11 protein-coding genes and 1 tRNA gene are annotated in these 14,154 nt (G+C 50.3%); all 12 read right to left on the reverse strand.

Annotated features, from left to right (window positions below; genetic code table 11):
* Window positions 1-870 precede the first annotated feature (870 nt).
* The 12 genes from EV211_RS03780 to fusA all read right to left on the reverse strand — a co-directional run bounded on the left by EV211_RS03780 (window position 871) and on the right by fusA (window position 14,146).
* Window positions 871-944, reverse strand: a tRNA-Gly gene (locus tag EV211_RS03780).
* 224 nt (window positions 945-1,168) lie between these two features.
* Window positions 1,169-2,401: a pyridoxal phosphate-dependent aminotransferase gene (locus EV211_RS03785; protein ID WP_166635363.1), complete on the reverse strand. Its 1,233-nt coding sequence runs from the start codon at window positions 2,399-2,401 to the stop codon at window positions 1,169-1,171.
* Between the two features lie 70 nt (window positions 2,402-2,471).
* Window positions 2,472-3,116: a tRNA (guanosine(46)-N7)-methyltransferase TrmB gene (gene trmB / locus EV211_RS03790; protein ID WP_133528106.1), complete on the reverse strand. Its 645-nt coding sequence runs from the start codon at window positions 3,114-3,116 to the stop codon at window positions 2,472-2,474.
* A 1-nt stretch (window position 3,117) separates the two neighbouring features.
* Window positions 3,118-3,933, reverse strand: a complete 816-nt coding sequence (locus tag EV211_RS03795; protein ID WP_133528107.1) for an energy-coupling factor transporter transmembrane component T family protein — start codon at window positions 3,931-3,933, stop codon at window positions 3,118-3,120.
* Window positions 3,930-4,793 carry an energy-coupling factor transporter ATPase gene (locus EV211_RS03800; protein ID WP_133528108.1) on the reverse strand — a complete coding sequence of 288 codons (864 nt, stop codon included), beginning with the start codon at window positions 4,791-4,793 and terminating at the stop codon, window positions 3,930-3,932. The genes EV211_RS03795 and EV211_RS03800 overlap by 4 nt, the downstream gene beginning before the upstream one ends.
* Window positions 4,778-5,617 carry an energy-coupling factor transporter ATPase gene (locus EV211_RS03805; RefSeq protein ID WP_133528109.1) on the reverse strand — a complete coding sequence of 280 codons (840 nt, stop codon included), beginning with the start codon at window positions 5,615-5,617 and terminating at the stop codon, window positions 4,778-4,780. The genes EV211_RS03800 and EV211_RS03805 overlap by 16 nt, the downstream gene beginning before the upstream one ends.
* Window positions 5,618-5,695: 78 nt before the next feature.
* Window positions 5,696-6,856 (reverse strand): aspartate aminotransferase family protein, encoded by a 1,161-nt coding sequence (locus EV211_RS03810; RefSeq protein ID WP_133528110.1) that lies wholly within the window; start codon window positions 6,854-6,856, stop codon window positions 5,696-5,698.
* Window positions 6,849-7,751 (reverse strand): acetylglutamate kinase, encoded by a 903-nt coding sequence (gene argB / locus EV211_RS03815; RefSeq protein WP_133528111.1) that lies wholly within the window; start codon window positions 7,749-7,751, stop codon window positions 6,849-6,851. Before argB ends, EV211_RS03810 begins: the two co-directional genes overlap by 8 nt.
* Before the next feature lie 9 nt (window positions 7,752-7,760).
* Complete coding sequence (gene argJ, locus EV211_RS03820) at window positions 7,761-9,062, reverse strand: bifunctional ornithine acetyltransferase/N-acetylglutamate synthase (RefSeq protein ID WP_133528112.1); 1,302 nt, start codon at window positions 9,060-9,062, stop codon at window positions 7,761-7,763.
* 81 nt (window positions 9,063-9,143) lie between these two features.
* A complete protein-coding gene (gene argC, locus EV211_RS03825; protein ID WP_133528113.1) occupies window positions 9,144-10,118 on the reverse strand; it encodes an N-acetyl-gamma-glutamyl-phosphate reductase in 975 nt (324 codons plus the stop codon).
* Between the two features lie 714 nt (window positions 10,119-10,832).
* Complete coding sequence (tuf, locus tag EV211_RS03830; RefSeq protein WP_133528114.1) at window positions 10,833-12,026, reverse strand: elongation factor Tu; 1,194 nt, start codon at window positions 12,024-12,026, stop codon at window positions 10,833-10,835.
* Between the two features lie 50 nt (window positions 12,027-12,076).
* Window positions 12,077-14,146 (reverse strand): elongation factor G, encoded by a 2,070-nt coding sequence (gene fusA, locus EV211_RS03835; protein WP_133528115.1) that lies wholly within the window; start codon window positions 14,144-14,146, stop codon window positions 12,077-12,079.
* Between the last annotated feature and the right edge of the window lie 8 nt (window positions 14,147-14,154).

A 14,154-nucleotide genomic window follows, 5' to 3' on the forward strand; every position in this document is an offset into this window, starting at 1 on the left:
TTATATTTTCAATTTCAATTATACTTGAAAGTGGAGCATTTGGCTCTATATTTTTTTGATCTCTCCAATTCTCTCTTTTACACCATTATACGGACTCAATCCGAGGGCAATCGTTGAAATTTCAATATGCGCACCTCCATGCTCTGAGAATCACAGATAAGTGCGGAAAACTAATTGGGGCCGGCCAAAATGCACCTTCCTTTCGAAATAGGGGGGCATAAGTGCGGGCGCGCACGTATACGACCAAATCAATAATATATGGTGCGCGACACACGGATCGTACCACTGATGGAGCCATACCCTACAGGTGATACATTTTAACTGAAGTGAATTTACACTCAAATATGAACTTGACAATCTCTATGGACGCAGCGCGCAAGAATTACCCTGAAATTATAGTCACTGTGGCATTATCCAATTTTTGAAATCAATGAAACGCAAGAACCGGCCCGATAATTGGACCACTGTGGCGGATATCGGATTTCAGAACAGGTTCCGTGCAAGAATCAACCAAATAATTGATCCATTGTGGCGAGTACAGGCCTCTACGGCAGTGTTTCCAATGGCTGCACGCCACATTGCTTATGGAATTTACCTGATTCTTGCGTGTGACTCCCCTATATTTTGGTGAAACGCCACAGTGCCTTCAATAATCCAAGGATCCGTGCACACAAGCCCTTCAACTTGGTTTGATGCGCCACATTGCTTGTGGAATTTACCTGATTCTTGCGGGGGACCGGGATGCCCTCTCTTTGCTATCCTGTTTTCCATTGCGGCTCAAGCCGCGGTAAACAGGCGATAGAATCTCACCCCGTTCGATTCTTTACCATTCATTCCAATATAATAGCACCCTGAAGGGTGCTATTATATTGGAGCGGGCGATGAGAATCGAACTCACAACTTAGCCTTGGGAAGGCCACGTTTTGCCACTAAACTACGCCCGCATATATGAACTGTCTTATAGTTAACAGTTATTTGTCTTTATTATTGGGAAGGCACCGTTCACAAGCCTACAATCGGCGTGCTCGCTACGCTGTCCTGTTTTTATATGTGGGCCGCCGGCCGGAAGGCCAGCGGCCATTTATTTCATTGCCAGGCACGCATCATACAGCGGCCATTTATTTCATTGCCAGGCACGCATCATGCAGCGGCCATTTATTACTATCTGCTATTCCATTGCTGCTTTAATCTTGGCCGGCAGCATTCTGCATTTGTCGGCGGAGATGGAAGCTACTGATACGCGGAGGCCTTTGGCCAGAGGTACCAGGAAGATTCCTTCCTTTTCCAGCTTGGCGCTGATCGCGGCCGGGTCGTCGCATGGGATAGATGCGAAAAATCCAGCATCATATGGGAGGATAGTCAGGCCAACCTTTGCGGCCTCTTCCTCGAAAGCATGACCACGCTCCAGGAGCATGTTGCGGATCTCAGCTCTTTCATCAGATACTCTCTGAAGAAGATCCGGATCAGCATAGATATTCGCAATTATGCTCTGACCGGCCTTAGGGCTGTTGGACCAGGTGCCGCGGGCGGAAAACTCGCAGACACGGACGAACTCGTCAGCGATCGCTTCATCCGGTGCCAGACAGATCATTGCTCCACAGCGAAGGCCGTAAAGAGTGAACGTCTTAGACATGCTGAATGCGATTATCGGAAGGACATTAGCCGGCAGAGTTTCAAGGATCGGCAGGAATTTCCTGTACTCATCCTCGTCTCCGGCGAAGTCGATATATGCTGTATCAACAAGGAGTGCGACCCTCTTCTCAGGCGGCAGATCTGCCAGGAAGCCGGAAACTCCCTTCCAGTCCTCCACAGTCAGAGAATAGCCTGTAGGATTCTGAGCCGGCGTGTTTATGATTATCACCAGCCTGTCCTGATTTGCCAGGATCTCCTTGACGCGCTTGCTGAAATCTTCAATGTTGAATTTTCTCTTATCGTCGAAGAGTTTGAAAGTAGCAAGTGTTCTTCCAAGCTCCTGAGCGATGGTTTTATATGGGCCCCAGAACCAGTCCGTCGTCAGGATCTGATCTCCCGGGCATGAATAATTCGAAACCGTGTTTCTGATGGAACCGGTGCCGCCCGGCGTTGCCACTGCGCGAACCTGTCCCTTAGGAACATAACTCCTGAGAGCTGCCTTGATAGCCGCTGTCCGGAAAGCCGGCGTACCACCTATCGGCGCATACTGGGCATATTCCACAGGCTCAAGTCCCATAAATGTATCGTCTACCGATGAGAGCACCATTAAGTCGCCGTCGTCATCCAGCAGAGCTCCTATAGTAGCATTTACAACGTTCTCATCGCCTACTTCAGCGATCATCTCGTTCGCTCTTCTGCTAATACCAAATATGACATCCTCTTTCGGGATCTCTCTTCCATTCTGTGCAGCCATAATGAAATCCGACATACTTAACGCCTCCTCTACGTGTGTATTTTTAAAAATTAACACCATTAATTATAGACTTAACCTGGCGCTATTACAAGTTTTTTATCTGTATATAGTTGATTTTTTTGCCTTCGCCGGCGAACTTGTCCTCATACTCCGTAGTGACGAAGGAACCCGCCGGAAACTCCCCGTGAAGGTCGCGGCTCAACTCTGTGATCTCGAATAAATCCAGGTTCTGAACCTGTTCGACGGTATATTCGAACAATCCGACATTATCCGTCTTAAACTCTATCAAACCGCCTTTTTTCACCACGCTGGCGTACTCTCTGAGCCTTGGCCCACAGGTCAGGCGCCGTTTCTCGTGGCGGGCCTTAGGCCAGGGATCGCTGAAGTTCAGAAACATACCGTCAACCTCTCCGGGCTGGAATATATCGGCCAGGCTTTTTACATATTGTAGTACAAAACGCACATTGTCGCAGTCGGCCGTCCGGGCTTTTTCCAGGGCGTGCAGCGCTACGCTTTTATGGCCTTCAAAGGCTATCAGCTTCCAGTCGGCATGCCTGGCGGCCGTGCCGCAGACGAACTGACCTTTGCCGCAGCCGATCTCTGTATATAATGGTCCGCGGCTGGGCAAAACCTCCGCCCACCTGCCCTTCATACCGGCAGGATCCGCCACGATCTGATCTTTGTGCGCTGTTAACTTCTCGTCTAAATTCTTGATCTTTCTCTGCCTCAAATCAGCCTCCGACCTTCGTCATGTAGATTCGTTCCAATATGATAAACACCAGGAAGGCATTGAGGGCGATCAGCGCCCAGATGTCCTTGGCTTTGAATTTCATTTCGTGGAGTCTGGTCCGGCCTTTACCGCCGCGATAGCACCGGGCTTCCATGGCCATAGCCAGATCCTGGGCTATTCTGAAAGCGCTGACGAAAAGCGGTACCAGTATCGGTATCAGGGATTTCGCCCGCTTGAAGATGTTGCCGCTTTCGAAGTCGGCTCCTCTGGCCTGCTGAGCTTTCATTATCTTGTCCGTTTCCTCCAGGAGGGTCGGGATAAATCTCAGGGCAATGGACATCATCATGGCGATCTCGTGAGTCGGCACTCCGATTTTCTGCAGAGGCGTCAGGAGCCTCTCTATGCCGTCCGTCAGGCTGATGGGCGTGGTTGCCAGGGTCAGCAGTGATGATCCGATTATGAGAAGCAGCAGTCTGATACTCATGAATACAGCCGTGTACAGACCGTTATCAGTGACTTTCAGAAAGCCTATCTTCCAAAGCACCCTTCCATCTACCATAAAGATATTCAGGAAAAATGTGAACAGCAGTATCAGCAGTATCGGCTTGAGGCCTCGCATGATGTAACTTATAGGCACTTTGGAAATGGCTACAGTCACGAAAAGAACGCCTGCGCAGATGCCAAAGCCAATGAATGAGTTCACTATGAACAGCTCGACGATATAAAGCACCGTAGCTATTATTTTGATTCGTGGATCCAGCCTGTGAATAGGCGAATCCCCAGGGTAATACTGACCCAGGGTAATATCTCTGATCATTTAGCTTTCTTTCCTCGCAAATATCTGTATAATTCTTCCTCGGCATCCTTCAGGTTCAGCACGTTGGTGCTGACCTCGACGCCGCGGTCTTTCAACTCGTACATCATTTCCGTCACAGGCGGCACGTCCAGACCGATGGCTGCAAGCCTGTTCCTCCGCGTGAACACCTCGGCAGGAGTCCCCACAGTGATCATTTTGCCCCTGTCCATGACCATGACTTTGTCGGAAAGTTCGGCTACGTCGGCCATGTTATGAGAAACAAAAATTATTATATTGTTTTCCGTGCGGTGTATCTCACGGATCATCTGCATTATTTCTTTGTGGGCGCCCGGGTCCAGGCCGGCTGTCGGCTCGTCAAGAATGAGGACCTGGGGTTTCATGGCTATGACTCCCGCTATGGCTACACGCCTTTTCTGGCCTCCCGATAGATCAAAAGGCGACCTGTCTTTGACCTCTTCGTAATCCAGGCCTACAAGTTCCAGGGCTTCCTCGACTCTGTCGTCCACCTCGTCCTGACGGAGCCCCAGATTCTTCGGCCCGAAGGCCACATCCAGGGCAACGGTCTCTTCAAACAGCTGGTATTCAGGGTACTGGAAAACCAGGCCTACCCTCCTGCGTATATCGCGCATGGATACGCCGGGTTTGGTTATGTCCACGTCGCCGATTATGATAGTACCTTCATCGGGCTTCAGCAGACCGTTCAGGTGCTGAAGGAGCGTGGACTTTCCGGAGCCTGTGTGACCGATGATACCCACCACCTCGCCATCGTAAATGTCGAAGTTGATGTTATCCAGAGCCAGCTGCTCATCCGGCAGACCTTTGCTGTATATATGTGATACGTTTCTTACTTGTATTGACATACGAATTCAACCATTTCCTCAATAGTAACTACTTCTTCCGGGACTTTGATCCCGCGGCTCCTGAGTTTGGCGCCCAGTTCAACAGCCATAGGCACATCCAGGTTGACGGACCTGATCAGCTCGTGTTCCTTGAAAACTTCCTCCGGCGTGCCGTCCAGAAGTACAGTGCCTTTGTTCAATATTATGACCCGCTCTGCTCTGACTGCCTCATCCATAAAGTGAGTGATCAGAACTACGGTTATTCCTTCTTCGTGGAGTTCCTTGATTATGTCCATAATGTCGTTGCGGCCTCTTGGATCAAGCATAGCTGTCGGCTCATCGAAAATGATGCACTTAGGCCTCATGGCTACAACTCCGGCAATGGCTATCCTCTGCTTCTGTCCGCCGGACAGAAGGTGTGGTGCCTTCCGCTTGTATTCGCCCATGTTGACCGATTCGAGGGCTTCATCTACGCGCTTTCTGATAAGCTTAGGTTCTACGCCAAGATTCTCCGGCCCGAAGGCCACATCATCCTCGACTATAGATGAAACCAGCTGGTTGTCAGGGTTCTGAAAAACCATACCCGCAGTCTGGCGAACGTCCCAGATATGCTCGTCGTCTTTGGTATCCCAGCCGTTGACGTAAATGGCGCCGCCGCTTGGCAGCAGCAGACCGTTCAGGTTCTTGGCCAAGGTCGATTTGCCGGAACCGTTCTGTCCGATAATTGCCGTGAAACTTCCCTCTTCTATGTCCAGAGAAATGTTGTTGATGGCTTTGACCGGCTCCTGGTCTTCCTCGCCCATATATTCAAATATCAAGTTTTCTATTTTGATGATACTCTTCATAGGTTTCCTTTCGCGTAACTGTAATATTATACTACAAAACCCCCTTAGTTCGCAACTTTTTGGGGGTTTTCAGACCTTTTATATGCAATTCTCCAGTATCTTCAGGCCGGCATCGATCTCATCGTATGTAATCACCAGTGGTGGCAGCAAGCGTATCCTGCCCTTGGCTGTCAGCATCATGAGGCCTTTCCCCAGGGCCTCCTGGACCACATCGGCCGAATCCCGGCCGGAAATTTTGAAGCCTATCATGAGCCCACGGCCGGAAATATCCGTGACCCCGTCCATAGCCGCCAGCCTGGAACGTATATAGTCGCCCTTTGCGCTGACCGACTCCAGGAACTCCGGCGTCATGCGTGCCAGGACAACTTTTGCGCCGGCACACGCCACAGGATTTCCGCCGAAAGTCGTACCGTGATCGCCGGGCCCGAGAATGCCGGCAGTCTTCTCATTGAACAAAACCCCGCCCACAGGCAGGCCCGCACCGATGCCCTTGGCGAAGGTGACCATGTCCGGCTCGATGCCGTACTGCTCGTATGCGAAGAAGGTCCCCGTGCGGCCGATGCCCGTCTGGACTTCATCGACAATGAACAGCATGTCGCGATCTGCGCAAAGCTCAGCACAGCCCTTGACAAAAGCCTGATCCATGTCCAGTACTCCGCCCTCGCCCTGGATCATCTCCATCATGATGGCGCAGGTGTCGTCGTCTGCCAGCGCTTTCATAGCGGACAGATCTCCCGGCTGGCAGTACTTGAATCCCCCCAGGAATGGCGCAAAATGCTCATGGTAGTGATCCTGGCCCGTAGCCGTGATGGTAGCCACGGTGCGGCCGTGAAACCCGTTAGTGAGAGTTATGATGTCATGCTTCCTGCCTTCCGTTGCGTCATTTCCCCATTTGCGCGCGGCCTTGATGGCGCACTCGTTGGCCTCGGCGCCGGAGTTGGCAAAAAACACCTTGGCCATGTCTGCCTTTGTTGTAAGCATGTCGGCCAGTTCTATCTGTGGCTTCGAATAATAAAGGTTGGATGTGTGCTGGACCTTGCTCAGCTGGTCCGTGACCGCAGCCACCCACTGATGATCGCAGTAACCCAGGCTGTTGACGCCGATGCCAGAAGTGAAATCTATGAGCCTGGCGCCGTCCTCATCCGTTGCCGTAGCCCCGTGGCCCCTGGCAATGACCCTGTCAAACCTGTTGTAAGTCCCGACGATTTTTTCTCTATCTGTATTCCTGTAATCAATCATTGTAATATTTACTCTCCTTGCTGTTTAATATCGCGGTGCCGACACCGCGGTTGGTAAAAAACTCCAGAAGCAGGCAATGTGGTATGCGCCCGTCGATAATATGGACTCGTGACACGCCTGCGTCGATGGCCTCTATGCAGTTCTTCAGCTTCGGCAGCATGCCGCCGTCGATGAGTCCGTCTGCGATGAGCTTCTTGGCGTCCTCCGCGTAAAGCTCGGCCATGAGAGTATCCGGGTCGTCTTTATCCTCGTATACTCCCTCAATATCCGACAAAAATGCCAGTTTCTCGGCGTCCATGGCTTCGGCAATGGCCGTGGCTGCGTCGTCGGCATTTATGTTGTAGCTCTGGCCTTTCTCATCGATTCCTATGGGGAAAATCACGGGCAAAAGATCGTTCTTCAGCATGTCGCTGATGACTCTGGTGTTGACCTGCTTCACGTCGCCGACAAAGCCGATGTCCTTGCCGCCTGGCTTTTTCCTGCTGGCCAGCAGCATGTTGCCGTCCTTGCCGCACATGCCAATGGGCTTGACCCCCAGTTTGCATATCATAGAAAGCAGATCCTGATTGACCTTAGAAAGAGCCATCTCCGCCACTTCCAGTGTTTCTTTGTCTGTGACCCGAAAGCCATCGACAAATTTCGGCTTCAATCCGACCTTTCTCGACCATTTGCTGATCTCCTTACCGCCGCCGTGAACGATGATGGGCTTGAACCCCACCAGTTTCAAAAGCACCACGTCCTGCATGACTTTCTGCTGCAGTTCTCTGGATTCCATGGCGCTGCCGCCGTATTTGATCACCATTATTTTCCTGTTGAATTTCTGTATGTATGGCAGGGCCTCGATGAGGATCTCCGCCTTGTCCATGGCTTTCTGCATGTTCAAAGTATTCGTCATCACGCCCTCCTATGATCTGTAACTGGCATTGATAGTAACGTATTCATAGGTCAGGTCGCAACCGTAAGCCTCGGCTGTCTGGTCGCCGTCATTCATGTCGATGTCGATGGTTATTTCGTCTGCTCCCAGAATCTCCAGGGCCTTTTCTTCACTGAATTCGACCATTGCCGACTTCTTACATACCTGGATATGCCCAGCCTCCGAGCCCAGGCAGATGTCTATGTCCGACACATCGAAATCTCCCGGCGTATACCCTACGGCGCAGATTATCCTGCCCCAGTTGGCGTCTTTGCCGAAGATGGCTGCCTTAGTCAGGTTGGAGCTGATGACGGACTTAGAGATTAGTCTGGCATTTGCCTTAGTGTCTGCGCCTTTTACCTTACATATTATGAGTTTAGACGCCCCCTCGCCGTCCCCGGCGATTTTCATGGCCATGGTTTTCGTGACCGCCCGCAACGCCTCACAAAACTTATCGTAGTCGGCACCCTCGCCTGTGATTTCTCTGTTGCCGGCGAGTCCGTTGGCCATGACTACGGCCATGTCGTTGGTGGATGTATCTCCATCAACGGAGATCTGATTGTATGTGTCATCGACATCATATGATAGTGCCTTCTGCAGCATTTCCGGACTTATGGCCACATCGCCTGTAATGAAGCTGAGCATGGTTGCCATGTTAGGGTGTATCATACCGCTGCCCTTGGCGATGGCTCCGAGTCTGCATTCCTTCCCTCCGATGTGAAAGCTCACTGCAACTTCCTTGCAGACTGTGTCCGTTGTCATTATGGCTCCGGCTACGGCCTGTGAGTTCTCGTCGGCGTCCCCCAGGTTCGAGACAAGACTGCCTATTCCCTTTTCAAAGGGCTTCATTGTCAGCGCCTCGCCGATGACGCCGGTGCTGGCCACGATCACGTTTTCCGGAGTTATGCTCAGGGCCTTGACGTTACTGGCACCTACAATGTAGTCAGCCGCCCCGCTTCCGCCGGCTGCTTGATTCCCTGCCGCCTTACTTAATGCCCTGGCCGCCAGCCTGCATGTGTCCTCCGCTATCTCCGGTCCATTAGGCGCGCATGTATTCGCGATTCCGCTGTTACAGATGATCACCTGTGCATGGCCATCGGCCAGATGCTTTTGGTTCACGGTGATCGGCGCCCCGTAAACCTTGTTGGTCGTGTAAACTGCCGCCGCCGCACAAAGCCTCTCGCTGACTATGATCCCCAGATCTTTTTTGTTTTCGTCTTTATAAAACCCGCAGTGGACGCCGTTGCCCTTAAATCCCTGCGGGGCGCAAATACCTCCTGTTATATATTCCATTTCTGCCTCCTGTTGTTTGCTCTATTCTGCCGCGCCGGCGCCTCTGTCACTGTTCAGCAGACACCCGGCATTATCATTTTCTTATGCTTCTCCGAAGCCCAGCATGATGTTCATGTTCTGGATAGCCGCCCCACAGGCGCCTTTGCCCAGATTATCAAAACGTACGCCTATGACCGGCCGCTGGTCGTTTCCGTAAATTATAATTTCAACTTTATCCGATCCCGCCAGCTTGTCGCTATATATGAATTTCTCGTCCTCGGCGGCAAGCCTGACGCTGATCAGGTTTTGGTCAGAGTGGCTCCCATCGCCTGCGCGATTATCACGGCCCGCACAACCTTCATAATATGAACGGTACAAGTCGGTCAATTCCCTTAAACCGAGCTTTTTCCCCATATACTTTTCTTGTAGCGGAATCGTCACATACATTCCTCTGTAATAGTCTGCCACGATGGGCTGGAAAGACGGCGCCAGAGTCACGCCGGTCATGGCCATCATCTCCGCCAGATGCTTGTGATTCTGGCCTAAAGCATAGTGTGCCGGGCTCCTCAGCTGCCGGTTTATCTGCGCCGCGTCGTCATCGTAGTTGTTTATCATAGCCTTGCCGCCACCGCTGTAGCCGGTGATAGACGTTGCAACCAGCGGATAATCCGCAGGGATGATTTTGTTCACTATCAAAGGCCTGACTGCAAGAATAAATCCGGTGGCGTGGCAGCCCGGGTTTGCGACTCTGTTGGATCGTCGGATTTTCTCACGCTGGCCTGGCTCAAGCTCAGCCATTCCGTAGACCCAGGCGGGGTCCGTTCTGTGGGCGGTGCTGGTGTCTATGATTCTGCAATCTTTCGGGATACGGTCGGCGATTTCCTCCGCCGCCTCGTCTGGCAGGCACAAAATCGACAGGTCCGCTTGTCGGATTTTCTCAAGTCGCTTGTCTATATTCTTATGATCCTCGGCGCTGATAGTCAGCTGATCGACATAATTTAAGCGGCTCAAAGACTGGCTTATTGTAAGCCCCGTGGTCCCTGAACCGCCATCTACAAATATATTAAAAATTTCCATTGATTGTTGTACCTCCAAGAAAATAAGTCGGGCCCGTTTCGCAGTTCCGAAAACCCCCCGGACCTGCTTTGCAGCCCCCGAAAAGATTTTAGGCCTATCTTACTACTTTAGTACGTTAATGTCAATAGAAATTTGTATGTTTTCACAATTTATTTTATTTTTATTCGTTTATGGCGCTTGAACTTCCGCAAATTAGCAGTTGTTATGCTTTTTAAAATGCATAAATTCCGAGTTATATGCATCATTCATGAAACTAATACTGATCCGCGTAATGGGGCAGTAATTGACCCGGCGCCGTGGTTCTGTCGGGCACTTGGGTTATATGGATGTTGCCGTAAAGTGCCACGTGCTAAAGCACTGCACTTCTGACAGGGGGTGCTTTACGGCTGATTGCCCGACAGAATGCTTACCTTTCTCCCGATTTCTGTCGGGCACTTCGGCTATATGGTCCCCTGTCTCAAGACTGATGTGCTTTACGGCCAGTTGCCCGACAGCAAGTTCCACCAGATTATTTTCTGATAATGTCCCGGACGGCTGGCGCACTGATGTTTCGTGGCCGAAGTCCCTTATCCGATAAGCGGCCGCAGCTCGGAGCCGCGGCCATAAAAATAGCAGGGCGCGATGCCCTGCTACTTGTTTCCATATTGTCCGCTCTGCCCTTGACGGCCGATCGGATGCTGGCTATGCCAGTGTCTCGTCGTTCTTCTTGTCGAACTACTCGATGATCTCTGTTACGACTCCGGATCCTACTGTTCTTCCACCTTCTCTGATGGCGAATCTCAGTCCTTCTTCGATAGCGATTGGTGTGATCAGGTCGATCTCCATTACTACGTTATCTCCAGGCATGCACATCTCTGTACCTTCTGGCAACTGCAGATCTCCTGTTACATCTGTTGTTCTGAAGTAGAACTGTGGTCTGTATCCGTTGAAGAATGGTGTGTGGCGTCCGCCCTCTTCCTTCTTCAGTACGTATACCTGACCCTTGAACTTTGTATGCGGATGGATAGTTCCCGGTTTTGCCAGTACCTGTCCTCTTTCGATCTCATCTCTCTGTACGCCTCTCAGCAGTGCTCCGATGTTATCGCCTGTCTCTGCATCGTCCAGAATCTTTCTGAACATCTCCAGTCCTGTTACTACGACTTTTCTCTTCTCATCTGAAAGTCCTACGATCTCTACTTCGTCGCCGACCTTCAGCATTCCTCTTTCAACTCTTCCTGTTGCTACTGTTCCACGTCCTGTGATTGAGAATACGTCCTCTACTGGCATCAGGAATGGTTTGTCGTTTGCTCTCTGTGGCTCTGGGATGTATGAATCTACTGCTTCCATAAGCTCTACGATTCTGTCTCCCCACTCACTTGATGGATCTTCCAGTGCCTTGAGGGCTGATCCTCTGATGATAGGTGTGTCATCGCCTGGGAAGTCATACTCTGAAAGAAGTTCTCTTACTTCCATCTCTACCAGATCCAGAAGCTCGTCATCGTCTACCATGTCACATTTGTTCAGGAATACGATGATGTATGGTACTCCTACCTGTCTTGAAAGCAGGATGTGCTCTCTTGTCTGTGGCATTGGTCCATCTGTTGCTGCTACTACCAGGATAGCTCCGTCCATCTGAGCTGCTCCTGTGATCATGTTCTTTACATAGTCAGCATGGCCCGGGCAGTCTACGTGAGCATAATGTCTGTTTGGTGTTTCATACTCTACGTGAGCTGTGGAAATTGTGATTCCTCTTTCCTTCTCTTCTGGTGCCTTATCGATCTGATCGAATTCAACATCTGATCCCAGAGAATATCTGTTATGCAGTACTTTTGTGATCGCTGCTGTCAGCGTTGTCTTACCATGGTCTACATGGCCGATAGTACCGATGTTGATATGCGGCTTGTTTCTTTCAAATTTCTGTTTTGCCATTTTAGTTTCCTCCTTATGAGTATCCGCATCTGTGCGGAATATTTTTACTTTTATTTGCTGTTGATCTTCTCTATCAAGCTATCCGGCAACTTCTCGAAGTGGTCGAACTGCATTACATAGATACCACGTCCCTGAGTCTTGGATCTCAGGTCTGTTGCGTAACCAAACATTTCTGAAAGTGGAACCATTGCTCTGATAGCAACTGCGCCATTGTTCATGTCTGATCCTTCGATCCTGCCTCTTCTTCCGGAAATGTCTCCGATAACGTCTCCCATGTACTCCTCAGGAACTGTTACCTCAACCTTGAAGACTGGCTCAAGCAGTACTGGCTTAGCCTTTTGTGCTGCCTCTCTGAATGCCATAGATGCGGCAACCTTGAATGCCATCTCAGATGAATCGACTTCGTGGTAAGAACCGTCGTACAGCTCTACGCCTACATCGACAACCTGATATCCTGCAACAGGACCGGTTTCCATAGCTTCTTTGATTCCCTCTTCGATAGGGTTGATGTATTCCTTAGGGATAGCTCCGCCGACGATTGAATTAACAAATTCGAATCCTTCGCCCGGCTCTCTCGGGTATACTTTGATCTTAACATGACCGTACTGTCCGTGGCCGCCTGACTGCTTAGCATACTTGTGGTCCACATCAGCTGTTGTCGTGATGGTCTCCTTATATGAAACCTGAGGTTTACCAACATTAGCCTCCACTTTGAATTCACGGAGAAGTCTGTCTACGATGATCTCCAGGTGCAATTCTCCCATACCGGCGATGATAGTCTGTCCGGTATCTTCGTTAGTGTAAGTCTTAAATGTAGGGTCTTCCTCTGCCAGTTTGGCAAGGGCAATGCCCATCTTTTCCTGACCGGCTTTAGTCTTAGGCTCGATGGCGATCTCGATTACCGGATCCGGGAATTCCATGGACTCAAGAAGAATCTCATGTTTCTCGTCACAAAGAGTATCACCTGTTGTCGTGTTCTTCAGACCTACCGCGGCCGCGATGTCTCCGGAATAAACCGTCGTTATCTCCTGCCTTTTGTTAGCGTGCATCTGAAGGATCCTGCCGATCCTGCCTTTTTGTCCCTTTGTTGAATTATATACGTAGGAACCTGAATCAAGGGTTCCGGAGTATACTCTGAAGAATGCCAGCTTTCCAACAAAAGGATCTGCCATGATCTTGAATGCCAGGGCTGCGAACGGCTCGTCGTCGCTTGCTATCCTGTCTTCTTCCTCGCCTGTGTCAGGGTTAGTACCCTTGATGGCAGGGATGTCGATAGGTGCAGGCATGTAATCGATGATACCATCCAGAAGCATCTGCACTCCCTTGTTTTTATAAGCTGAACCACACATTACAGGAACCATCTGATTGGCGATCGTCTGTTTTCTGATCGTGCTCTTGATTTCCTTTTCTGTGATTTCTTCGCCTTCCAGGAACTTCATCATAAGATCCTCGTCGCATTCTGCGACTGATTCGAGCATCTTCTCTCTCCATTCCTTAGCTTCATCAAGCATGTTCTCCGGAATCGATTCCTCATCGATTACAGTTCCCAGCTCGTCTTCATATATCTCTGCTTTCATAGTGATAAGGTCGATGATTCCTTTGAAATCCTCTTCCTTACCGATTGGCAACTGAACAGGTACAGCGTTAGCCTTCAGCCTGTCCTTTACCATGTCTACAACTCTGTAAAAATTAGCTCCCATGATATCCATTTTGTTGACAAATATCATCCTAGGAACTCCGTAGCCTTCAGCCTGTCTCCAGACTGTCTCTGACTGTGGCTCTACTCCGCCTTTAGCGCAAAGTACAGTTACAGCACCGTCTAAAACTCTAAGTGATCTTTCTACTTCAACTGTAAAGTCAACGTGTCCCGGTGTATCAATGATATTGATTCTGTGACCCTTCCACTGAGCTGTAGTAGCAGCAGAGGTAATAGTTATACCACGTTCCTGTTCCTGTTCCATCCAGTCCATCTGGGAAGCTCCATCATGAGTTTCTCCGATCTTATGGGTTTTACCGGTATAGAAAAGGATACGTTCTGTGGTAGTGGTTTTGCCCGCGTCTATGTGGGCCATGATTCCGATGTTTCTTGTTTTCTCTAACGGAAATTCTCTACCAGCCATTGTTCCTC

The sequence above is a fragment of the Aminicella lysinilytica genome, assembly GCF_004362975.1.
Taxonomy (GTDB): domain Bacteria; phylum Bacillota; class Clostridia; order Peptostreptococcales; family Anaerovoracaceae; genus Aminicella; species Aminicella lysinilytica.

Bases quoted from the DNA above. Each gene is read 5' to 3' on its own strand.
- EV211_RS03785 (WP_166635363.1), bottom strand. From the start codon at position 2,401: ATGTCGGATTTCATTATGGCTGCACAGAATGGAAGAGAGATCCCGAAA.
- EV211_RS03805 (WP_133528109.1), bottom strand. From the start codon at position 5,617: ATGAAGAGTATCATCAAAATAGAAAACTTGATATTTGAATATATGGGC.
- tuf (WP_133528114.1), bottom strand. From the start codon at position 12,026: ATGGCAAAACAGAAATTTGAAAGAAACAAGCCGCATATCAACATCGGT.
- EV211_RS03800 (WP_133528108.1), bottom strand. From the start codon at position 4,793: ATGTCAATACAAGTAAGAAACGTATCACATATATACAGCAAAGGTCTG.
- argC (WP_133528113.1), bottom strand. From the start codon at position 10,118: ATGGAAATTTTTAATATATTTGTAGATGGCGGTTCAGGGACCACGGGG.
- argJ (WP_133528112.1), bottom strand. From the start codon at position 9,062: ATGGAATATATAACAGGAGGTATTTGCGCCCCGCAGGGATTTAAGGGC.
- argB (WP_133528111.1), bottom strand. From the start codon at position 7,751: ATGACGAATACTTTGAACATGCAGAAAGCCATGGACAAGGCGGAGATC.
- EV211_RS03810 (WP_133528110.1), bottom strand. From the start codon at position 6,856: ATGATTGATTACAGGAATACAGATAGAGAAAAAATCGTCGGGACTTAC.
- fusA (WP_133528115.1), bottom strand. From the start codon at position 14,146: ATGGCTGGTAGAGAATTTCCGTTAGAGAAAACAAGAAACATCGGAATC.
- EV211_RS03795 (WP_133528107.1), bottom strand. From the start codon at position 3,933: ATGATCAGAGATATTACCCTGGGTCAGTATTACCCTGGGGATTCGCCT.